We start from the raw sequence: 20676 nt of genomic DNA, 5'->3' as shown, positions 1-20676 counted from the left end.
GCGCGAGGGCGAGGCACTTGCCCGACGCTACGACCGGCATCCGTTCCCTAGGCTCGCTGCCGTCTTCAGCAATGCGAGTACCTGGTCGGCACTCGACGGTTACGGTCCAAGCGTGGACGACACGTCGGCGCCAGCCGAGAAGAGGATGCGCCTGCGCTATGCCGGCACGTGCAGGATCTGCGACGCCGCGCTGCCTGCGAAGGCGGAAGCCGTCTACGAGCGCGAGACCAAGACCGTCCGCTGCCTGGCTCATGATCGCGATGAACCTGAATTTGATCTCGAAGTTGATATCGGGGCGGCGGGGAGTTCCGCGCGACGCGAGTTCGAGCGCCGCAAGGCCGGCCGCGAGAAGCGCATCCGCGACAAGCATCCGAAGCTCGGCGGTCTCATCCTGGCCCTCAGCGACGATCCGCAATCCACCACAGCGTGGAACACCGGAGCCATCGGCGAGGAACGCCTCGGTGGCCGCCTGAACTCGCTGCAGTCCGACACGTGTCGGATCCTCCACGACCGACGCATCCCCGGTGGTCGAGCGAACATCGACCACCTCGCCGTAACACCCGCGGGCGTCCACGTCATCGACGCGAAGAGGTACAGCGGACGCCCACAGCTCCGGATCGAAGGCGGGCTCCTTCGCCCACGCGTGGAACGGCTCATCGTCGGCCGCCGGGACTGCACCAAGCTGGTCGACGGAGTCCTCAATCAGGTCGAGGTGGTCCGTGCAGTCGTCGGTGATCAGATCCCTGTGCATGGCGTTTTATGCTTCGTCGACGCCGACTGGCCGCTGATCGGCGGCGCATTCACCACGCGCAACATCCAGGTCCTCTGGCCCAAGCGACTGCAGTCGGCCCTTGGCTCCCTTGGAGCACTGGACGCGCACGCCATCGAACGAGCGCACCGAGAACTCGCGAGAGCCCTGCCGTCGGCCTGACGTCCAAGCGAGCGCGCGGCGGTATGACTCGCCGCTGTGGACTGTCGGTCGACGTTGTCACACTGTCCGAATGGCACTCGAGGACGACCTGCGCGTCATCATGCAACGCGAGTTGGCGCCTGGAGTGGACGACCTCGCGCATCTTGAAGCGATGGAGACCCACGACCTCCTCGCGACATACGCCAACTGGGCCAATCGCTTCCCGACGCCCATTCCCCGACAGGTCATCTACTCACGCGAGCTCATCCGTCGCCTCAAGCGCGATGGTGCGTTACGTCGGTGGATTCGGACCGTCGATCACGAGGTGACGAACGGCGTCGATCTGGAGCGACGATTGAGTCGAGACGTGGAGATCTCGCACAACTCGCCGTCAGCTCCACGACGTCGGCGCTACCGCGATTTGGACCGGTTTCTGAGCGCGTGGGGGCTACACCATCTGCACTTGGGACCTCGTCCCCAAGATGGCAGCCGAGTCAGGTCCTCGACGCTGCTGTTTGTCGCATTCGTGCAGAACCGCGCCTACTTCGTCGGGGCCTTTCCTCACGGCACTTGGGACAGGGACATCCTGCTCGCGATCATGGCGGACAACTGGCCCGACGACGATCACGCTCCGCTCATACCGATACGCGGCGCTCTGGGACTGGAGAGGTCGATATCTGAGGAGGATCGCGTCGTGCTGCGCAAGGGGCACGTATCGACCTTTTACGAGCGTGGCAACCGCGTTTATGCCGCGCGCTCAGGAATCACAACAGCCGGCACAGCGATGGACAGCACGCAATGGGCGAACAGGGTTATGCGTTCACTCGACGCTGTGCAGAACCTATTCGAGCATGATCCGACCGAATTGCTGAAGCAGTTCCAACGGCTGGGAGGAAGCCCTACCTCCCAGCCAACTTGGAAGATCGTAGTCCGAGACAAGGTGCTGGTCGTTGCTGATGAGCGTTCTGAAACTAACGCGCCCTTGCTGCAGTTCTGACTCACTGTCCGCGACCGGTCTCACGACCAAGCGACCCGCAGACCAGTCCTCGCTACCGGACAACGAGTTCATTCGGCGCACGGGTTCAGCGATGGGACTGGGACATGGTCAGAGACACCGTGATGACGTCATCCTTCCGCGCCGCTTGCCTGCCCCAATTGCATCCCGACGTTGGTAGATGTCGACGACGCTTGAAAACGAGGCCATAGCGACGGTCGAAAACGAGGCCACCCAGACAGATTGGATGGGTGATCTCTGTGGAGGATTGGGCTCTGATCCGGCGGCTGGTGGCGGATGGTGTTCCGCAGCGTCAGGTCGCGCGGGACCTGGGTATCGGGCGGTCGACGGTGGCGCGGGCGGTGGCCTCGGACGGGCCGCCGAAGTACGAGCGGCCGGCGGTGTCGACGTCGTTCACGCCGTTCGAGTCGGCGGTGCGGCAGCTGCTGATCATGACGCCGGACATGCCGGCGACGGTGATTGCCGAGCGGGTCGGCTGGCCTGGGTCGATCACGTGGTTCCGCGAGCACGTCCGCCAGTTGCGGCCTGAACACAGGCCGGTGGACCCGTCGGACCGGCTGACGTGGCTGGCCGGGGACGCGGCGCAGTGCGACCTGTGGTTCCCGCCGAAGAAGATCCCACTCGAGGACGGCTCGAAGGTCCTGCTGCCAGTCATGGTGATCACCGCGGCGCACTCGCGATTCATGGTCGCGAAGATGATCCCGACCCGGCACACCCAGGATCTGCTGCTGGCGATGTGGCTGCTGCTGCAGCAGCTGGGACGGGTTCCACGCAGGTTGATCTGGGACAACGAGTCGGGCATCGGGCGCGGCAAGCGGCATGCCGACGGCGTGGGGGCGTTCACCGGCACCCTGGCCACCACGCTGGTCAGGCTCAAGCCCTACGACCCCGAATCGAAGGGTCTGGTCGAACGCAGGAACGGGTTTTTCGAGACCTCCTTCATGCCTGGTCGGGAGTTCGCATCGCCGGCCGACTTCGATGCCCAGTTCACCGACTGGCTGGGCAAGGCGAACGCCCGGGTGGTGCGCACGATCAAGGCCAGGCCGGTCGACCTGCTCGACGCCGATCGGGCGGCGATGCTGCCCCTGCCGCCGGTGGCACCAGCGGTGGGATGGGTCAATCGGGACGTGACTACTACGTCCGCATCGACAGCAACGACTACTCCGTCGACCCGAACGTGATCGGAAGGTTCGTCGACGTGCACGCCGACCTGGCTCGGGTCGAGGTCCGTCACGACGGGCGCCTGGTCGCGTCCCATGACCGAGTCTGGGCACGCGGGATGACGGTCACCGACCCCGCACACGTCGCCGCTGCGAAGGTGTTGCGGGAGCAGTTCCAACTGCCCCGACCTGCCGCGGATCCCGACGAGGAACTCGGGCGGGACTTGGCTGACTACGACCGGGCCTTCGGCCTGATCGACGGCGGGCTCACCGATGGCGCTGCGGACGGCGAGGTCGCTTGATGGGCACGAAGAGGAACACCGACGCCACCGAGGCACTCAAGCAGCTGACCTACCTGGCGGGTGCGTTGAAGGCGCCCCGGATCACCGAAGCAGCCGGTCGACTGGCTGATCATGCCCGCGACGCCGGCTGGACCCATGAGGAGTACCTCGCCGCCGTGCTCGACCGTGAGGTCGCCGCCCGGAACGCATCCGGTGCCCAGCTGCGGATCCGTGCCGCCGGGTTCGCCGCCAGGAAGACGCTCGAGGAGTTCGACTGGGACGCCCAACCCGCCGTGCGCCAGCAGATCGCCTCCTTGGCATCGGGCGGGTTCCTCACCGAAGCACGAAACGTCGTGCTCCTCGGACCGCCCGGCACCGGGAAGACCCACCTGGCCGCCGGCCTAGGGATCGCGGCCGCCCACCACGGCCACCGGGTCCTGTTCGCGACCGCGACCGAGTGGGTCACCCGGCTCACCGAAGCCCACCGCGCCGGCCGGCTGCCGAACGAGCTCGCGAGGTTGCGGCGCTACGGGCTGATCATCGTCGACGAGGTCGGCTACCTGCCCTTCGAGCAGGACGCCGCCAACCTGTTCTTCCAACTCGTCTCATCCCGCTACGAACACGCCTCGCTGATCCTCACCAGCAACCTGCCCTTCAGCGGCTGGGGCGGCGTCTTCGGCGACCAGGCCGTCGCCGCCGCGATGATCGACCGCGTCGTCCACCACGCCGACGTCCTCACCCTCAAGGGCGCCAGCTACCGGCTACGCAACCGCGGGATCGACACCCTGCCCAGCATCAAGACCCAAGACACGGCAGACTAGACAGCACGAACCGGTGGCCTCGTTTTCGAGCGTCGGATCGGCCTCATTTTCGAGCGTTGCCGACAGCAGAGCCGGCTGACCCCAACAGGCGGCGGAAAGACGCAACATCTCGGCTCCGGCTGCGCGTCACGAGACGAGTGGACGTTCTCCGGGTGTGCCCGACCTCGTGATTGGTCGCTTCGACCCGCCTCCGTTGAAAAAGCGCGAGTCCATCGAGTCTTCTGCATGCAAGTTCGCGGCCTCGATCGGAACTTAGTCGTCAGCATCCGCAGGCGTCTCGGGCTCTTCGGGCTCTTCGGGCTCCTCGGGATCCTCGGACTCCTGCCAACCGATGCGGATGTCCTCTAGCTCCGACGGAAGGGAGCCTTGGTGACGCCCGGGCGCGAGCGCGAAAGTGGGGCTGTTCGCATCCACGACAACTTCGGGGTAGATCGACGCCTTCTGGGCAAGCGGTCGTGTCTCAACCTCGATGTCCGTTGAGGCCTGGAACCGGAAGCCCCGCACCTCGCCGTCAAAGGCGAAGGTCGTCGCGTTCGTGTCAACCGTCAGCACGAGGGTCTGATCCATGAGATTCGCGATGACCGGAACGAGTGCCTGAACCGGGCGTTCGACGAGGTCACTTATGTCGATTGGGTGGCTCACGGTCTCAATGACGAATGAGTGCCGGGCCATTGACTCTGGCTCGGTGGCGAGTTGGGCGATACCGCTCAGTGTGTAGAAGACCTCTGCATCGGTCACGTCTCGAAGCGCGACGGCTCGTTCTGGCCATCCTCTGAGCTCTCGGCAGACGCGCCAGGAGCGGATGAGTGTCGCAAGGGTGTCGAGGGGGCGGAAGAGTTCAGTGACGCTGAGGCCGCTCGATTCGCCACCCTTGCCGACTTCTCGGATGGCCGCGCCGTCTGAGCACAACTCAAAGAATTCGAGCGCATTGTCGATGTCTTCGAGAACGTTGTCCGCGAGCGGGTCTATGAAGACCTCGGTCTCGTGGACCATTTGACCGTCTCGCTCGCGAGCGTGGGAGATGATCAAGCTCACTCCGGCAGGGTGGACGTAGGCCCAGTGGGTGCCGATCCGCCGGTGGGTGAACCCGGCTACCGCTCTCTGGTGTCCGCTCGTGACCTCAAGCTCTACCTCCGTGTCCGAGCCAACTCCGCCGAACAACGCCGTCTGGGGAAGATGACGAAGGTACTTGACTATTTCCGGGCGCGGATTCAGGCCAGTAGCACGATCGAAAAACTGCGCCGGATCGCCGAAGGCTGTCTCGAGTACCGCACGTTCAGAGTCAGCATCGTCGTGCTCGAACATGGAGAAGTAGTCGACGTTGGAGACCAACGTAAGTTGGCCATCCGGTTGACGTCGTATCTCCACCGAGGCCTGGGGCAGCACCGCGCGTATGGCGGCCTGTGCGGCGTTGAGCCGAACAGTCTCGAGAAACCCAGGCGACAATAGAGTTGAAAGGCTCTCGGCGAACTGGGACTCGGGGAGGCATGCACCTGGTCGCAGGCTCATCCTTTCTGCGTCGGTGTCGAGGAAGTCCTGCAGTTCCGAGAGAAGGTCTTGGTCTACTAGTCGGTGGTACATCTTGGCGGTGTCGGCGGTCTTCCCTTTGATGTGTGCCAGCACAAAGACCAGAGGTGAACGCGAATTGAGCAGGTTTGCGGCGTCGCCGCGATTGAGTTTCACCTTTCCGTTCTTGGACGTGCTTGCACGGACGCACGCCCCGGCGAAGCTGTTCGCGATGTTGCTGGCTTGATGAGATTCGTGGTCGAGGTCGACCTGAAACATGAAGTCGATCCCGTAGTCCTGTTCGACTTTGTTGGGCAAGAGGCCGTGCCGGTCGCAGAAGTTGCGGAAGGCAAGCTCCCCCTTGTCGCCTACACGTTGCGAAAAGCTGCGGCGCTTGCCACTTGCGTCGTTGTCTTTGTGCACGGCCCTACCTTGGCCTAGCGCCCGCCCATTGGTCGAGACGTAGAGGGCATGCTCAGCCGCCCGTTCAGTCTGGACGCGGCTTGTTAGCTTGGACGTCGCACGGGCTGCGGAGCGCGTCCTTGACCTCGGACAGTGAGTGCCGAGACGCAGATGACGCATCATCGAGCACACAACATCCGACCGCCGATGCCTCTTCCCCTGGCGACAGTTGAGTGACGTTGGACGGCGACGCGGTCCAACGGGTACATCGCCGACTGGCCAACCCATGCGACCGGCGTAAGGCCAGCGGGTAAGCGGCGCAATGTCGCGCCCCGGACGGTACGCGGCGGACTGCCGCACGTGCCAGTGATCTCGCTAGCGGAGGATCCGAACGTAACGACCCCGGGTGTTGAGTCGCTCAATCTTGCCTCGAGCGGTGAGTTCGACCATGGCGATCCGACGGATACGGGCGGCGTCGGAGTAGCCCAGACCGTAGGTCTTCTCGAGCCAAGGACGGATCGATGTCAAGACCTCATCGCCCGGATCTCCTAGCGAAAGAAGGTAGTCGTAGACGGCCGCGGTGTAGTCAAAGCCTCCCGTTGGTGAGCACTCTTGCTGATTCGTCATCCTGTTTCGGCCTCCAGGTCTTCTATCGCCTTCGTCAGGTTGCTGACGACATTGGACAATGCGAGGTAGCGAGGATTCGCGTTGGACTTTGGCTCGCAGAGGTGCGTGCGGATAGCCCGGACTCGCTCCCGCATCGCTTGGAGTTCAAGTACCGCCTCTTGGATCTCGGTGCTCATATAGACATGAGACATCGCTGAGCGGCTCAGGTCTAGGCACGTCCTTCGGTCGCGGCGAAAGGACGCACCTACCATATTGCTTTGAACCGTTGTTCGCGTGGCGACCACAGACACAGCTGCCGGCTGTGTGCATCGAACTGCTCGTTAGCGCCTGGCGGCCGCAAAGTGCCGTCGTCAAGCAACACAATGTCGTTCACAAATGATCCAACGGCTACGTCGAAGCTTGCTGCGGAGTCGAACTGCTCGCGGGAGCCTGTCACCTGGCCGGCGCACGTCAGCGTGCCGCCTTCATTCCGTACGACTGACAGGTCGAGTTGACCGCTGACCGATACCGCCGAGTTGTCCTCAATTTGTATTGCCCCGCGCAGTACCCCTTGTACGACAAGGTTGGCGTCCCTGAGGATCCTCAGTCCTCTTACTTCACCCACTACTCGCCGTGTCCCGGTGACAACTAGGTCCTCGAAGAACCCGACATCGCTCATAGGAGCATCCTGCCCTCTGCCGAACGCCCGTGTGGCGCGAAGGGCTCGGGACGTGTGCCGCACTCGACCAGTGGACAGGCGGCGGAATGGGGCAGGACTAGCTATCAGCATCCGTGCAGCAGACCGGACTGAGCGAATCGAGGAGATGCAAGCTCGCTAGCCGATTACGGGGTAGAAGCCAGGCCTACCGATCGCAGGGTTTCCCGTGAAGTACTCAATCGTGCAGTCGGCGTCGTCCACCACGGGTGGCGTCTGGTTCTCGAGCACGATCGTCTGCCCGGGATGGCCATTGCTCAAGTAGGCATAGAACGCCCGCGCGACGGACCCACTGAGTAGCTCGTCGTCACCTTCAACCGATCTCGCCGCGACCTCCGAGACATCGGGGCTGACGGAGTACGGTCCGGCCGAGTCGGCATCGCGGTATGTGAGGACTGGGGTATCGAGTGCGACGAAACCGGGGTGAGGTAGACCGCGCTGAGTGCAAAACTCGCTCAGCGCCACACTGAAGCCAGCATGCAGAACCGAGCGCATCCCCTTGCCGCGATCCTCGCGACTCCGTTGCTGCACATTGATCTGCGGCGTGCCGTCGAACGTGAAGACTGCCTCCTTTGCGCCGGGGACCTGCCACTGCGTCAGCACGTCGCGCAACTTGCGCGAGAAGTCCTGCTGGGAGGCAAGGGTGATCCCATGCGTGACCGGATCAACCGGCGTAGGCCGTTCTTGGGCGACACTCGCGCGCAGTTCCTCGAGCTGGTCAACTCGTGCCCACCGCTCGATCCATCGCTCGACCTGCGAACGACGTCCCATGAGCTCGTCCAGGTCGGACTGAACCGGTTGTAAAGTGTTGTCCACTTGGGAAAGTTGGTCATCGGCCGCTCGCATTGCTTCATCAATCTGGCTGAGACGGTCGCGCCGACGGTCCAACTCGGCCTGCACCGAGCCGAGCGTGAGGACGAGGTCACCTCGGAGCGCCTGAGTCTTTGCGGACTCGGCATCTACCGACTCCGCGAGTTGGACGGTCTCGTAGACGGCGTGCTCGCGCTGCTGGTGAGCCGCGTCGGCCCCGCAGAATACGCAAGCCTCAGTGTCGAAGTAGCCGAGCAGCGTGCCCGCCTCCTTGACCAGTTCCAACCGTTCTAGATCGGCGGCGTACTGGGCGTCGAGCAGGGTGAACCGATCGACCAAAGTGCGGATCTCGCCAGCCTGTTGGCGACCAAGTTGACGCTGCTCCTGGAGACGGGTTCGCTCGTTCACCAGACGGTCCCGGGCGGCTAGCTGGACAGCCATCGAACTCGAGGTCTGCCGGATGGCGGCGTTGACTCTTGCCAAGACATCGAGGCACTCGGCCGGCTCAGGGGCTTCGGTCATCTGTGAGCGCACTTGCTCAATCGCCCGGTCGAGTACCTCGACCTGACCGTGGTTAACCCGTCGGAAGGCAGCCGCGTCGTCAGCCTCGGTGAGGCTTGAGTCGTCCTCGCCCTCAAGGAGCAGCTTGAACGCAGAGCGCTCCGCAGTCCTGGAGGTCGGATTGCCGCTCTCAACCGGCGTGACGCGAGACTGCATCCGCTCCTCGTCGACCAGCACCAGGTGTGCGATGTTGCGCAGGCTCATCGACTGGACCTGGTTCCGCACGTTCTTGCGCAGCTTGGCACCCGCGATCCCCAGCTGGTCAAGAAAGAAATAGGAGATCGTGTCAGGGTTGTCCTTGTGGTGCTGGCCAAGCAAGTCACGGTCCGGAAGGCGGTTCGGTAGGGTCCGCAGATCTTCATCGAACACTGAGACGCGGCCACCGCGCAGGTCCCTCGCCAGCGTAAGCACGTGACCGTCGTCGAGTTCCACGCCCAGCAGCATTAATCGATAGCCGGCAGCCTCAGGCACCTCGCGCAGCTCGCGACCGCCAAGCATGAAGTCCAACGCGTCGATCACGTAGGTCTTGCCGGTTTCGGAGGCTCCGTAGATGACCGTGAGGCGTGGTGCGAACTCCACGCTGGCGGGCGGGAGGTCGGCGCCAACGGCGGTCAGGTGAACGAGTCTCATCCGACCATCCCCTCCTCGTCGGTCGGCTCCCAAGCGAACTCGGTTGCCCAACTCTCGGAAACGGTACGGAGCCGGTCGCGAACCTGATCCGTGTTGAGGTCGCCGAACTCGTCGACTGCCCACGTCGCGACCTCTCCGAGGGCACCCAGGAGGGGCGATTCGAGGAGCCGAAGGAACGGCGCGGCTTCCTCGCCCGCGCGGTAGGTCATGCCCTCAGCGGTGGTCACCAGGTCCACCATGCCGGCTCGCGCCATGAGCTGGACGCCGTGGTCGAGGACTGTGCGCTTGAGTCCGAGTTCGCCGCTGCGGTTCGGAACTGCAGGCAGCACACTCGGTGGTCCCTCGAGGTCGGCGCTATGCAAGAGGCAGTAGTCGAGGAGAACGAGGCGGTCGAGGTCGAACGTCCGCGGAAAGGCGGTCGTCAGCACGACCAGGGTCCGCAGTCCCAGCTCAAGCGGGCTATTCAGCGGCTGCATGACACCACCGCAACTTCTCCTCGTTCGCGAGCTGGTGACAGATGCCGGTGCGATCTCGGACGGCCAACACCGGAAGCAGCCCGTTTGAGGTAATCGCCAAGCCCTGGGCTGACTTCGTGACCTCGGCCAGCCGCTGCAGCCCGTCTGCGTGGCCGAGGTCGTGCGTCTCAATGACGCCGTCGAAAATGTCCTGCTGTAGGGCTGCGAACGTCCCTTCCGGGACCGAGTCGCGGGCGAAGACGCGGAGAGCCTCGGCGCTGTAGAACGCCACGCGCTGCCGCACGAAGTGGGCTCCGACGTACTCATGCTCTGTCGCATGAGGTGCGGTGAAGGTCCCGCCGTGGCGTTCGCTGTAGGCCTGCAGGAGCTGGGCGATGTAGTGCTGTTCCTCATCCGTGGGGTCCGACGAGGGCTCGGGCGGAGCGGGCCGGTTCGGCAGCTCGACACCGAACCTGGCCGAATGCCACCGGGTGCTTGCATGTGCCTCCACGAGCTCATGGAGCTCCACTGTTCCGAATATGCTGAAGTCGGCATCCGAAATGAAAGCCAGAACCGTGTCCAGCGAGTGCTGCCCGAGTTGCGGCGTGAGGGTGCTCCTGTCCTTAGTGAGCGCCTTGGTCAGCTCCGACCTGAGCTTAGTGGGGGAATGGATCACGCCTGCCAAGGTTGTGCCGACTCCGTGCGGGGCAGCGAACCTGTACTTGCGAGGCCAGGTGTAGTGACCGGACAGGGTGCCGAGTATGACTTTCAGGATCTCCGGGTAGGCGTCGCTGGGCAGCAATGCCTTCCCGTAATGCTTGCATTGATAGCAGTCCCATAGGTCGTCAAATCCAGCGGACGTGACGAACCCTGCGACGTCAACGCCGTGGTCGTGTGCCCCACCACTGCGCATGACCTGCTCGTAAGTCAACGTCGTGGCCCACTCCAGCACGAACTCCTCCCACTGCACATCGTCGTAAAGCGAGATGCGCTTCTCGGGCGTCAGTGACAGGTGGCTCGGCACCGGGGCCCAAGCGTGCGCGTCAAGAGCCGTAGGGTGCTGAATCGGCGTTATTGACACTGCATCGTCGCCGGTCCCCTCAAGCGACTGCTCGGTCACAGCACCTCCTCATGCGCAATTCGCAGGATGTCACAACGCTCCGACTGGACCTTCGAGCAACGCACTCTAGGGGGGATGAACCACGGGCGCCGCCGTTCGGCGCATCTAGGACGTCCCACCACACAAGCCAGATGCTTGACCGTCTCCCCCATATGGACAGCGTCATAGTGGGCGGGATGACATAGGGCCTCACGGCGTCGATGCGTCTAACCGCTCGAGGGTGTTCCGTCGAACGTGGCCTGGGTCGAGAGAGCGGTCCTTGCCATAAGCACGGCGAGTGGCGTGAGTGCCCGACGATCGATTCGAGGAATCCCACGATCACGCTGTTCCGAGGCGACATTTGCCAGCGCGTGGGTGGCTTCCCTGATGGCCCATCGGGGCTGGTCGACGCTGACAGGTCGTCCATCGCGCTGTCTCCAGCCGAGGTAGGTCAGAGCTTCGGCCAATCGCTTGTCGTGCCGTCCCTCCGGTTCAGACGCAAGGCACAGAAGGGCCAGCAGTCGAGCCTGGGTCGTGAAGGTGTCCTCGTTGCCGTCGACGAGGCGGTCGGCGAGGTGGCGCCACAAGACGACCGGGTCGGCCTTAGCGGCCTTGCCGAGCTTGGTGAGCAGGAGCTTGCCCTTGTACTTCCGAAGCAGCCCGATCTGCTGGAGCGACTGGCGGAACTCGAGCAGAGGGATCGTGAGGTCTTCACGATTGCGCTTCCCAATCCAGTCCCCGACGACGGGAACAACCTCCGACGCGGCCTCGACGTCGGCGGGCTTGAGATAGCCGGCTGCGGTCAGAGTGATGCCGTCGCCAACTGCACGATCGAGGAACCACTGGTACGCGCGAAGGTTGGCCCTCAGGGTCGGCACGTCCGGTTGTTCGGGAGCCCCGATGGCGAGGGTGCGGGCGATGAAGTCGTCGCCGACCGGCGTCCGCTGAAGCTGGTTCAGCAGGTGGACGAGGTCCGGGCGCACTCCCCACTCGGTGAGTCCGCCGGCAGGTGAGACGAGGCGTTGGTTGAGCTCGGCGACATCGAAGGCAGCGGGGTCGTCGACGACCTGGGCGAGATCTTCGGCATCGCGCAGTCCGCCGCAGTCGTCCGGGGGTGCGGCCCGTTGTCCGTCGACGCACCTCGCTTGGGGCGCGTCGTTCGTCAGCGGGAGGACCTCTTCGAGGCGAATCGTCAGATCCCAGTTGTCGCCGTAGTCGTAGACGTAGTGCAAGACGTCGCCCGGCCCGACCAGGGTCTCGTCGAGCGTCACGTCGGCGTCAGGCGTGCCTTCGTCCTCGCCCTCCTCGACGTCGTACTCGCAGAGGAACCACTCAGCGCCCATGTCGAACGTGTCGCCGCCGACGGAGAACCGATGCAGGTGGGAGTCGGTCCAGTCGTACACCGCCTGCAACACCTGGTGGACCGCGGCGAGGGTGAGGTCGGAGCGCAGCTCGAGTCGCCGCCAGATCGGCGGACGTGCGTCGTTGAGGTCAACCCGGACACGGAAGATTGCCGGCTCGTCCCGCTTGGGGTGTCGCAGGTGCGGGTTGCTCGTCCGCTTCGCGAAGACACCGCCCGAGACCACCGACATCTGGTCGGCGAGCGTGCGCAGGTCGCCCAACTCGGCGCCCGAGATCAGGGCGTCGAACTGACGGCGGAGGTCATCGGCGTCACCTGTAGGCACGGCCCGATCGTAGGCGGAGATGTCTACTCGTGACGCGGCCGGTGATGCCGTCGATGTCAGTCGTGAGCGATGAGCTCGTCGGGACTGAAGTGCTCGACACCGTTGACCGAGCAGCCGGATCTGGCTACGGCGATGAGCGGCGTATCGACCGCGGCGCCCGGCAGTTGAGTCCTGTGCGCGTGGAGTTCACCGAGATCGTGTCGATCAAAGGGAGCATTCTCGAGCCACTTGATCGAGCCGAGTGCGAGGACGCGTTTCGCGACCGGCGCGCGGTCGCCGCCCACGAGGTCGATCTCGGGTTTGTTGGTGCGCGTCCAGTAGCCGCCGACGATGCCCGGCACGCCGTCCTCGCCCGTGAGCACGGGTGGCGCCAGACGTTCCAAGGCTTCGCGGATGACCGGCTCGATCGTTCGCCCACGCCACGAGGTCCATGACGCGCGAATGCGCGCGAGGACGCGATCTCCGCGTCCCCGCTCGATCTCGTCGAGGTGCGGGCCGAGGAAGGCGAGCCAGAATCGGAGGTACGGGTCAGCGACGCGGTAGCGCTTGTCCTTCGACCCGGGCTTGGTCGAGAGCGGCTCGTCGGCGGCGACGATGCGCTTGGCCACGAGGGCCGTCAGGGATCGGTTGAGTGAACCCTGCGGGATGTCCGCCGCGCGGCCGATATTGGTGAAGGTGCGTTCTCCACTGCCGATGGCGGTCAGCACCGTGCGTGCCTGTGCGTCGGAGGGGAACTCGGCGGCGAGCGAGCGCTCCCCCGAGACGAGTAGTGCCGAGGTCGGATCGCTGACGGCTTGGCTGAGGTAGTCCATCAGCGGCATGGCTGTGGGCCACTCGTCGCAGATCAGCGGTAGGCCGCCGGTGACGATGTGCGCGTCGAAGGCGTCCGCTGCCGGAAGGCCCAGCAGGTCGCCGACCTCAGATGGGGTGAGGGGCGGGACGACCATTTCCTTCGCGCGCTGGTGGAAGGGCCGCCCGTACTCGTTGAGTGCCTCCATCATCCCCAGGTCGGAACCGATGCCGATCACTACGACGCGCTTGCGCGCCAGTTCTCTGTCGAACGCCCGTTGGAGTGTTCCCTCGAAGCTCTCGTCGGACGCGACGAGGTAGGGGATCTCGTCGAGGACGACGACACTGCCGTCATCGGGGAGGGCGGTCGCCAGCAAGCGCAGTGCGGCGTCCCAACCGGCCAGCTCGGTACCACTGAAGAGCTCAGCTCCGGGCAGGTTCGACGCGGCGACCTCCTGCGCGAACAAGTGCAGCTCGTCCCGTACCGGTCGCCCTGACGCCGCGAAAAACACGTGGGGTACGTCGGCGCGATCGACGAACTCCTCCACGAGGCGGGACTTGCCGACGCGCCGGCGCCCGCGTATGAGGAGTGCCCTGCCGGGCTTGGAGTCCTTGTCGGCACGAACCTGCTGCAGTAACGCCTCAAGCCGCGCCAATTGCGCTTGACGACCAACGAACATTACTCACCTCCGGGATACTCGCATCAATGATACTATCATCCATGCGAGGTAACTTATAGGCCGCCAGACCGCTGGGCCTCTCCGTCCAGGGATGACAACCACACCCTCGTGTGCGACGACTTCTGTGGCGCTTGCGCTGCGAGTTCACCGAAAGCGGCTCCGGGGAGACTTCTGCGCTGGGACCATGACGGCATGCCCGGGTCGCAACGCCGAGGACCGCGGAAATGAACCGCCTGTGGGGCCAGTGGTGCGCGCTGTCGGGAACGGATCCCGGTGACTCGCGTCAGAAGATGGCGTTCAACATCGACCGCCGGGTCGCCGCTCTGAGTGCGCACGACGCCGATCTGGTGGAGAGTCTCGCGACGCACGTCTGGTCGGCCGAACCGGGGACGTCCCAGGACGCCTTCTTGGATCGATGGCTGGCCGAGGTGACGGCCGATCAACTTCGCAGAGACGAGACGGCTGAGAGGGAGCGCCAGGAGCAGGCCGCAGCGACGGTCCGGCAACGCCAAGCCGAGCAGCACGCCCTAGGTCGAGAGCGATACGAGGCCGAGCAGCGTCGTCTGAAAGAGGACGAGGATCGGCGTCGCGCGGATAGGGCCGCCGGGAAGCGGCTCCGGGCGGATCAGGCGACGAGGATCGCACAAAAGCGCCAAAGGACGGCTGTCGTTCGGGGCCAGGTCGTCAGCCTTTACAACATCACCGCCGTTGCGAACCTCGCCCGCATCGCCAGCCGAGGCATTCTGTGTCACGACTTGGCTACTGACGTCCGTCACGACGATCTGTCGGATGGCGGTGTTCAGGAAAGGCGTGATGGACGGTGGGTCGGCGACATGCCGCTTCACAGCTACGCGAACCTCTACATCAACCCGCGCAACGCGATGCTCTATCGCCTGTACAAGTTCGAGCGGCGAGACGTCGTCGTGATCTGTGTATCCGGAGATGTCCTCGATGAGCCGGGCGTGGTTGTGTTCGACGGCAACGCGGCGGCCGGTGCATCCAAGTGGTGGCCGGCGCCTGAGGGTCTTGCCCAGATCGACCTAGACAGCATTCGATCTGAGACTTGGCGAGACTTCAAGGGTGCACCCGATCCGGAGTTGAAGAGGATCACGCAGGCCGAGGTACTGGTGCCAGGTGCCGTGCTGCCTAGGTTCATCGAGGGCTTCCTTGCTCCGTCTCAGGAAGTAGTCGAAAGAGCTAAGCGCATCGTTGGGCACTGGTCCGGGCAGGTTGACCGGCACACCTTCTTCGAAGGTTCGGAAGCTAGATTTTGACCGAGGGGAGGTCCGGATGCCGATCACGCGCCGCCACATCGGACGCGACACGCTCCTGAAGTCGCGGATGCAGACGATCACCAACACGGTGAACTGCGTCGGCGTCATGGGCAAGGGCGTCGCACTGAAGTTCAAGCAGGCACACAAGGCGAACTTCGACGACTACGTCCGACGGTGCGACAGGAACGAGGTGCGGCCAGGCGTCCCCTACGTCTTCCCAGCCGACGCTAAGCGCGACAAGCCTGAGCTCGAGCTGATCCTGAACTTCCCGACCAAGAACCACTGGCGCAATCCGTCGCAGATCGAGTGGGTCGAGAGGGGCCTCCAGATCCTTGCCGATAGGTACCAAGAGTGGGATATCAAGAGCTTGGCGTTGCCACCGCTTGGCTGTGGCAACGGCGGGCTTCGGTGGAGCGACGTGTGGCCACTGATTCAGCACCACCTAGGAGAGCTGCCGATCGAGATCGAAGTGTGGGTCCCCGACGGCGAGGAGGTCGACGAGCCTAAGGTGGCCGAGGAAGCGCAGTTGGACCTCTTCTCCGAGTGACGTTGCTGTCCGAGGGGCCCTGTTTGCTTAAATCCTGCAAGGACGCCGGCGGCTGTAAGTAAGCAAAACCGGCCTCTGACCTGCGCAAACACTCGGACGGGTGCTTACGTCCATGCATAAGTGGCTACACGCGAGGCAGGTCTAAGTAAGCTTCCAACGCGGCTTGGTACGAGTGCCGACGTTGTGGATCTGCCCGCTCTTTCGCATCTTCGTGAGCAGGTTCATCACCTTGTTCCGCTTCTGCTTCTCATTGAGCGCGTCACTCAACTTGTCCCACAGCAGGTGGGTAATGTCCTGCCGCGACGCCTCGCCGAACTTCGTCAGGTAGTCGGTGACCAACTTGGCGTAATGGGCGTCGTCCTGTGCGCGCGTCCGGATGTAGTCCGCCTTCGTGTCAGCCGCTGCTGCGACGACGGATGACACGTGCAGGTGGGGACGACGGCCCTCGACGAGGTGGGCGCGCTTCAGTCGCGCCGCTGCGTCGCTGCTGATGGGAAACTTCTTCTGGACCCGGTCCAGCGCGAGCACGTCCTCGAGTGGGAGATCGCTCCGCTCCATCAGCTGCTCGGTGTAGTTCGCGTCGATGACCGCGCCGTAGATCGTGAGCTTCACAGCGCTTGCGTCGTCAAGATCGTAGTCCGGCAACGGAAGGAAGCGCTTGACCTGCGACAGGTTGATCCGCTGGATGCCGAAGCCCATGCGGTCGATCATGTTGAGTTCCGTCATGGCGTAGACGAGAAGCGGATTGCGGTAGCGCTTCGGCATCCGCGTATCGGTGACGTACTCCTCCGGCTTGCCGTCGTAGAAGGAGCCGGCGTTTTCCAGAACGAGACGGTCCGGATGCTCGGTGACGACGATGCGGGAACCGGTGCGGTAGTCGGCGTGTGCCACGCAGTTGTGGATGCCCTCGAGAACGCTCTGCCGGTCGTACTTCTGGATCTCGGTCTGGATGAGCGTTCCAGGCTGCAGGAGTCGAACCTGTACGTTGCGGATCCGGTCATAGACCTTAGTTGTGTTCAGGAGGAACGGGGGGCCGAGGTGCTCGTAGGCCTGTTCCGGGCCGGTCAGCTTCCATGTGATCTCTGCCAGGAGTGGCGACAGCAAGTGCGCTGCTTCCTCGCGACCCAGGAGAAGAACGGCCGCTCGAGTGACGCCGCCGTCGATCGTGAGCTTAGCCCGTTCCAGGAACGTCTCAGTGCTCCATGCGGCGATGTCTTCGGGCGCAAGGTTCGGATGCCGGGCTGCGAACGCCCCGCGGGCCGCGGTCAGCGCATCCCCGTCGAGGTGATCGAGGGTGGCCTTCGGCAGGACTGCGGCTGACCAGTCGTCCCCCGCGTCCTGCTGTCTGATCTCATCGAGCTTGTTCAGGTCGAGAGGACCGAGGCTCTCGCCATTACGTGCGTAGTAATGGCCGTTCCACGAGATCGGGATTCCGCGGGGAGCCGGAGGAACCTCAAACAGCAGCACCCGTCCGTCGGCGTGGTCGAGTTCATAGATCTCGTGGAACGAGGCCCGTGGCTCCGTGCTGTTCGCGATGTCGTTCTTCAGTCCCTGGAGTCGCTCGCGGTTGCGGCGATACTCGCTCCCCACCACGCGACGAGTCGTGTTGTCAACGCCGAAGACCAGCCAGGCACGGTCTACTCCGCGAAGGTTCGCCTCGTTGGACAGAGCCGAGAAGTACTTCCCAATGTCGGAGGTGGAGAAGTTGTCGCCGACCGCCTTGAACTCGGCAACCTCGTTCTCCCAAGTGGCGATCAGGTCATCGAGCAGGGCACTCAGCTCTTCGGGTGTCACGCTTGCTCCGATCGGTTGCTCGCCCACTTGGCGTAAGTGTCGCCGATCTTCTCGGCCAGCGCCTTGTCGCGGTCGAGGGTGGCGTGCTGGTAGATCGCCATGGCTGCCTGGGAGGCGTGGCCGGCGCGGGCCTGGAGCTCGGCGCCGGTCGCGCCGTGCTGGCCGGCAATTGTGAGTGCGGTGTGGCGTAGGTGGTGGATCGTCAGGTCCGGACGACCGGCCTTCTCTCGGGCCGGGCGGTAGCGATCCATCAGGTAGCGGGCGCTCATGTGGTCGGTACGGTCCCCGGGGAACAGCAAGCCCCTCGGACCTTCAGCGGCGTGCTCGAGCAGGTGGCTTTGGAGCATCGGCAGAAACGGCGGAGGAACGTGCACAGTCCGGATGCCACTCCTGGTCTTCGGTGTGCTGATGTGTCGACCGCACTCGGGGCAGGCGCCGCGGACCGCGGGGTTGGCGTCCTTGTCGACCTTTCGCGCAACGTTGATGCGGCCGGTGACCCCGTCGACGTCGGACCGACGCAGCTCCAGAAGTTCGCCCTCCCGTAGTCCGACGAAGGCGGCGAGCACGATGAGCAGTTTCAACCGCTCGGGCATCTCGTCGACGATCGCCGTGATCTCGTCGAAGGTCGCCGGGATCACCTCCTGCTTCACCGGAGCGCTGCTGGCGCCGCGGATCTTCGGCGGAGCCCGGTCGATCAGCTCCTCCTCTTCGGCCGCTTGGAGGATCGAGCGCAGCAGCCGGTACGCCGCCGCGTTGGAAGACGCCGTCTTCGGGTCGAGCGAGCGTCGCCACGTCTTGATCTCCGACAGGGTCACGTCGCGCAGCGGCATCGCACCGAAGTACGGCAGGATCCGGGTCGCCAGGAGCGCCTCGTAGCCCCGCACGGTCGTCGGTCGCAAGCCTCGCTCGGCGACGTACCGCTCGGCGTATTTCTGGACGGTGCTTATCGCCTGCTCTCGCTCGCGGCGCGCCTCGGCGACCTTGCGGGACTTGGGCGGCGTCCACTCGTCGCGGTCGATCAGCGACCGCTCGCGAGCGAGCCAGGCCTCGGCGTCCATCTTGGTCCGGAAGTTGCGAGAGTGGCGGCTGCCGTCGGGCATCGCGTACCGCGCCCGGTAGGACGGCCCCGTCGGCCCGGTACGTCGCTCGAGCTCGCCGAACCCTCGTCGTCGTGCCATGACCGAGACCTCCCGTGTGCGTCGCCTGCTAAGACGGTAACAGCCAACCCCCTGCTCTGGGAGCACAATCGTGGGGTGATTAGGGGGAAGGAAAGTCCGAACCAGTCCAACGATGTCCGCTTCTGACCTGCACAGTCACGCTCAAATCGCTGATCGGACGGTCCTCAAAGGCGGTTTGCAAGCAGGGGGTTAGGGGTTCGAGTCCCCTAGGCTCCACCAGTCCTGTCGGCCCGCGAGCCTGACCAGACCACCCCTCGAAATCGGTCGTGCCGGCCCACCCGCCGGTCCCACACTGGTCCCGTGCTGGGCATCAACGACCTCCCGACCTACCTCGTCGGCCTGATCCTCATCATCCTGCTGCCCGGACCGAACTCGCTCTACGTGCTGTCGGTCGCCGCGCGGCGCGGGGTGCGCAGCGGGTACGCCGCCGCGGCGGGCGTGTGGACGGGTGACGCCGTGCTGATGACGCTCTCCGCCGCGGGGGTGGCGTCGCTGCTCCAGGCCAACGAGACGGCGTTCAGCGTGGTCAAGTGGGTCGGCGCGTCCTACCTGCTCTGGCTCGCGATCGGCATGATGCGGGCGGCGTGGGCCACGTGGCGCTCGCGGCGCACGGTCGCCGAGCAGCTCGCCGACGCCACCGAGGAGGCCGGGCTCGTGCCGAAGGTGAAGGGTGAGCGGCCCTACCGCCGGGCGCTGGTGATCAGCCTGCTCAACCCCAAGGCGATCCTCTTCTTCGTCGCGTTCTTCGTGCAGTTCGTCGACCCGGCCTACGCCCACCCGGCGATCTCGTTCCTGGCGCTGGGGGTCCTCGCCACGCTCGCGAGCGCGGCGTACCTCAGTGTCCTCATCGTCGCGGGCACCCGGCTGGCCGACGCGTTCCGGCGGCGTACGGCGCTGTCGGCCGGCGCGACGTCGGCCGTGGGCGCGGTCTTCCTCGGCTTCGCGGTGAAGCTGGCGCTCGCCTCCACCTGACCTCACCTCGCAGGCGCCGGACAGCGCTCACCGCACGGCTGGGACAATCGAGCCCGTGAGCTCCTCCCGCCGGCCCGGCCTGCTGACCGACCTCGGCGCCGTGGTCCTCACGCTCGTGCTCGTCGGCATCGCCGGGCTGCTCGGGAAGTGGCAGTACGACGCCTGGCAGGCCAGCCGGGAGGCCGAGGCCCGCGACCTGACCGGCATCACGCCGGTGCCGCTGACCGACGTGATGGGCAACGACGATCCGTTCCCCGCGCCCGACCTGGGCCGCCCGGTGGAGGTCGCCGGCGAGTGGCTGGACGGCGGTTTCTGGGTCGCCGACCGCGAGCAGGGCGGACGGTCGGGCTACTGGGCCGTCGAGCCGCTCCAGGTCGGCGACGCGGCCGTGCTCGTCGTACGCGGGTGGGCGCCCGAGCCCGAGGCCGACCTGCTGGGGGTCGCGGGCGAGGCGGAGCTGACCGGGTGGCTCCAGGCCCCCGACGGCAGCCTGGTCACCGACGACGACCCCGATGACGAGGTGTTCCCCGAGATCCGCGTCGCGGACGCCGTCCAGCGGGTGGACGTGGATCTCTACTCCGCCTACCTGATCGCGCAGGAGCCCGCCGACGGCCTGGAGGCCGCCGAGCTGGAGGCACTGCCCACCCCGAGCCGCGCGACCGGCATCCGCAACCTGCTCTACGCCGTCGAGTGGTGGGTCTTCGGGGGCTTCGCCGCCTTCATCTGGTGGCGCTGGCGCCGGGACGCGACCGCTCCCGAGATCTCCCCGTCGGCGGGGTAGGCCGC

17 protein-coding genes and 1 pseudogene are annotated in these 20676 nt (G+C 65.0%); 8 read left to right on the top strand and 10 right to left on the bottom strand.

Going from position 1 to position 20676, the window contains the following annotated elements:
• The first annotated feature begins 112 nt into the window (after nucleotides 1–112).
• The 4 genes and pseudogenes from IRX98_RS14215 to istB all read left to right on the top strand — a co-directional run bounded on the left by IRX98_RS14215 (nucleotide 113) and on the right by istB (nucleotide 4187).
• Entirely contained in the window at nucleotides 113–931 is an 819-nt protein-coding gene (locus IRX98_RS14215) for a nuclease-related domain-containing protein (RefSeq protein ID WP_224277808.1), read from the top strand.
• Nucleotides 932–1001: 70 nt separating this feature from the next.
• A complete protein-coding gene (locus IRX98_RS14210) occupies nucleotides 1002–1907 on the top strand; it encodes a hypothetical protein (RefSeq protein WP_224277806.1) in 906 nt (301 codons plus the stop codon).
• Nucleotides 1908–2155: 248 nt separating this feature from the next.
• Nucleotides 2156–3387: pseudogene (istA, locus tag IRX98_RS14205) on the top strand (IS21 family transposase).
• A complete protein-coding gene (istB, locus tag IRX98_RS14200; protein ID WP_224277804.1) occupies nucleotides 3387–4187 on the top strand; it encodes an IS21-like element helper ATPase IstB in 801 nt (266 codons plus the stop codon). The pseudogene istA and the gene istB overlap by 1 nt, the downstream one beginning before the upstream one ends.
• 252 nt (nucleotides 4188–4439) lie before the next feature.
• Here istB and IRX98_RS14195 read toward each other — a convergent pair whose 3' ends face one another.
• The 8 genes from IRX98_RS14195 to IRX98_RS14160 form a co-directional block, all read right to left on the bottom strand.
• A complete protein-coding gene (locus tag IRX98_RS14195) occupies nucleotides 4440–6116 on the bottom strand; it encodes a hypothetical protein (RefSeq protein WP_224277802.1) in 1677 nt (558 codons plus the stop codon).
• A 602-nt stretch (nucleotides 6117–6718) separates the two neighbouring features.
• Nucleotides 6719–6898 (bottom strand): hypothetical protein, encoded by a 180-nt coding sequence (locus tag IRX98_RS14190; RefSeq protein ID WP_224277800.1) that lies wholly within the window; start codon nucleotides 6896–6898, stop codon nucleotides 6719–6721.
• A 68-nt stretch (nucleotides 6899–6966) separates the two neighbouring features.
• Entirely contained in the window at nucleotides 6967–7380 is a 414-nt protein-coding gene (locus IRX98_RS14185) for a hypothetical protein (RefSeq protein ID WP_224277798.1), read from the bottom strand.
• A gap of 156 nt (nucleotides 7381–7536) precedes the next feature.
• The gene (locus IRX98_RS14180) at nucleotides 7537–9417 is read right to left on the bottom strand and encodes an AAA family ATPase (RefSeq protein ID WP_224277796.1); all 1881 of its coding nucleotides are present in this window, start codon (nucleotides 9415–9417) and stop codon (nucleotides 7537–7539) included.
• Nucleotides 9414–9893, bottom strand: a complete 480-nt coding sequence (locus tag IRX98_RS14175; RefSeq protein WP_224277795.1) for an ABC-three component system middle component 2 — start codon at nucleotides 9891–9893, stop codon at nucleotides 9414–9416. Before IRX98_RS14175 ends, IRX98_RS14180 begins: the two co-directional genes overlap by 4 nt.
• Nucleotides 9877–10992, bottom strand: a complete 1116-nt coding sequence (locus IRX98_RS14170; RefSeq protein WP_224277794.1) for an ABC-three component system protein — start codon at nucleotides 10990–10992, stop codon at nucleotides 9877–9879. The genes IRX98_RS14175 and IRX98_RS14170 overlap by 17 nt, the downstream gene beginning before the upstream one ends.
• A gap of 206 nt (nucleotides 10993–11198) precedes the next feature.
• Nucleotides 11199–12563 (bottom strand): plasmid pRiA4b ORF-3 family protein, encoded by a 1365-nt coding sequence (locus IRX98_RS14165; protein ID WP_224277938.1) that lies wholly within the window; start codon nucleotides 12561–12563, stop codon nucleotides 11199–11201.
• 149 nt (nucleotides 12564–12712) lie between these two features.
• A complete protein-coding gene (locus IRX98_RS14160; protein ID WP_224277793.1) occupies nucleotides 12713–14125 on the bottom strand; it encodes an ATP-binding protein in 1413 nt (470 codons plus the stop codon).
• A 224-nt stretch (nucleotides 14126–14349) separates the two neighbouring features.
• Here IRX98_RS14160 and IRX98_RS14155 point away from each other — a divergent pair, with 224 nt between their 5' ends.
• A complete protein-coding gene (locus IRX98_RS14155) occupies nucleotides 14350–15399 on the top strand; it encodes a DUF4433 domain-containing protein (RefSeq protein WP_224277792.1) in 1050 nt (349 codons plus the stop codon).
• Nucleotides 15400–15415: 16 nt separating this feature from the next.
• Nucleotides 15416–15946 (top strand): macro domain-containing protein, encoded by a 531-nt coding sequence (locus IRX98_RS14150; RefSeq protein ID WP_224277791.1) that lies wholly within the window; start codon nucleotides 15416–15418, stop codon nucleotides 15944–15946.
• Nucleotides 15947–16087: 141 nt separating this feature from the next.
• On the opposite strand, the gene IRX98_RS14145 is transcribed toward IRX98_RS14150, so the two are convergent.
• Nucleotides 16088–17767 (bottom strand): RNA-binding domain-containing protein, encoded by a 1680-nt coding sequence (locus IRX98_RS14145; protein WP_224277790.1) that lies wholly within the window; start codon nucleotides 17765–17767, stop codon nucleotides 16088–16090.
• Nucleotides 17737–18918, bottom strand: a complete 1182-nt coding sequence (locus IRX98_RS14140) for a tyrosine-type recombinase/integrase (protein WP_224277789.1) — start codon at nucleotides 18916–18918, stop codon at nucleotides 17737–17739. The genes IRX98_RS14145 and IRX98_RS14140 overlap by 31 nt, the downstream gene beginning before the upstream one ends.
• A 300-nt stretch (nucleotides 18919–19218) precedes the next feature.
• Between IRX98_RS14140 and leuE the strand changes: the two genes are divergently transcribed.
• Together leuE and IRX98_RS14130 are read left to right on the top strand one after the other, a co-directional pair.
• Nucleotides 19219–19890, top strand: coding sequence for a leucine efflux protein LeuE (gene leuE, locus IRX98_RS14135; RefSeq protein WP_224277787.1), 672 nt, complete (start codon nucleotides 19219–19221; stop codon nucleotides 19888–19890).
• A gap of 55 nt (nucleotides 19891–19945) precedes the next feature.
• Complete coding sequence (locus IRX98_RS14130; RefSeq protein WP_224277785.1) at nucleotides 19946–20671, top strand: SURF1 family protein; 726 nt, start codon at nucleotides 19946–19948, stop codon at nucleotides 20669–20671.
• Nucleotides 20672–20676 lie beyond the last annotated feature (5 nt).

This window comes from Nocardioides lacusdianchii (assembly GCF_020102855.1).
In the GTDB taxonomy this organism is placed as follows: Bacteria; Actinomycetota; Actinomycetes; order Propionibacteriales; family Nocardioidaceae; genus Nocardioides; species Nocardioides lacusdianchii.
Note: the sequence above shows the minus strand (reverse complement) of the source record. Positions and strands in the feature narration are given on the sequence as shown.

Coding starts and splice junctions, on each gene's coding strand:
- IRX98_RS14210 (WP_224277806.1), top strand. CDS start 1,002: ATGGCACTCGAGGACGACCTGCGCGTCATCATGCAACGCGAGTTGGCG.
- istB (WP_224277804.1), top strand. CDS start 3,387: ATGGGCACGAAGAGGAACACCGACGCCACCGAGGCACTCAAGCAGCTG.
- IRX98_RS14190 (WP_224277800.1), bottom strand. CDS start 6,898: ATGAGCACCGAGATCCAAGAGGCGGTACTTGAACTCCAAGCGATGCGG.
- IRX98_RS14185 (WP_224277798.1), bottom strand. CDS start 7,380: ATGAGCGATGTCGGGTTCTTCGAGGACCTAGTTGTCACCGGGACACGG.
- IRX98_RS14180 (WP_224277796.1), bottom strand. CDS start 9,417: ATGAGACTCGTTCACCTGACCGCCGTTGGCGCCGACCTCCCGCCCGCC.
- IRX98_RS14175 (WP_224277795.1), bottom strand. CDS start 9,893: ATGCAGCCGCTGAATAGCCCGCTTGAGCTGGGACTGCGGACCCTGGTC.
- IRX98_RS14165 (WP_224277938.1), bottom strand. CDS start 12,563: ATGTCGGTGGTCTCGGGCGGTGTCTTCGCGAAGCGGACGAGCAACCCG.
- IRX98_RS14160 (WP_224277793.1), bottom strand. CDS start 14,125: ATGTTCGTTGGTCGTCAAGCGCAATTGGCGCGGCTTGAGGCGTTACTG.
- IRX98_RS14155 (WP_224277792.1), top strand. CDS start 14,350: ATGAACCGCCTGTGGGGCCAGTGGTGCGCGCTGTCGGGAACGGATCCC.
- IRX98_RS14150 (WP_224277791.1), top strand. CDS start 15,416: ATGCCGATCACGCGCCGCCACATCGGACGCGACACGCTCCTGAAGTCG.
- IRX98_RS14140 (WP_224277789.1), bottom strand. CDS start 18,918: ATGGCACGACGACGAGGGTTCGGCGAGCTCGAGCGACGTACCGGGCCG.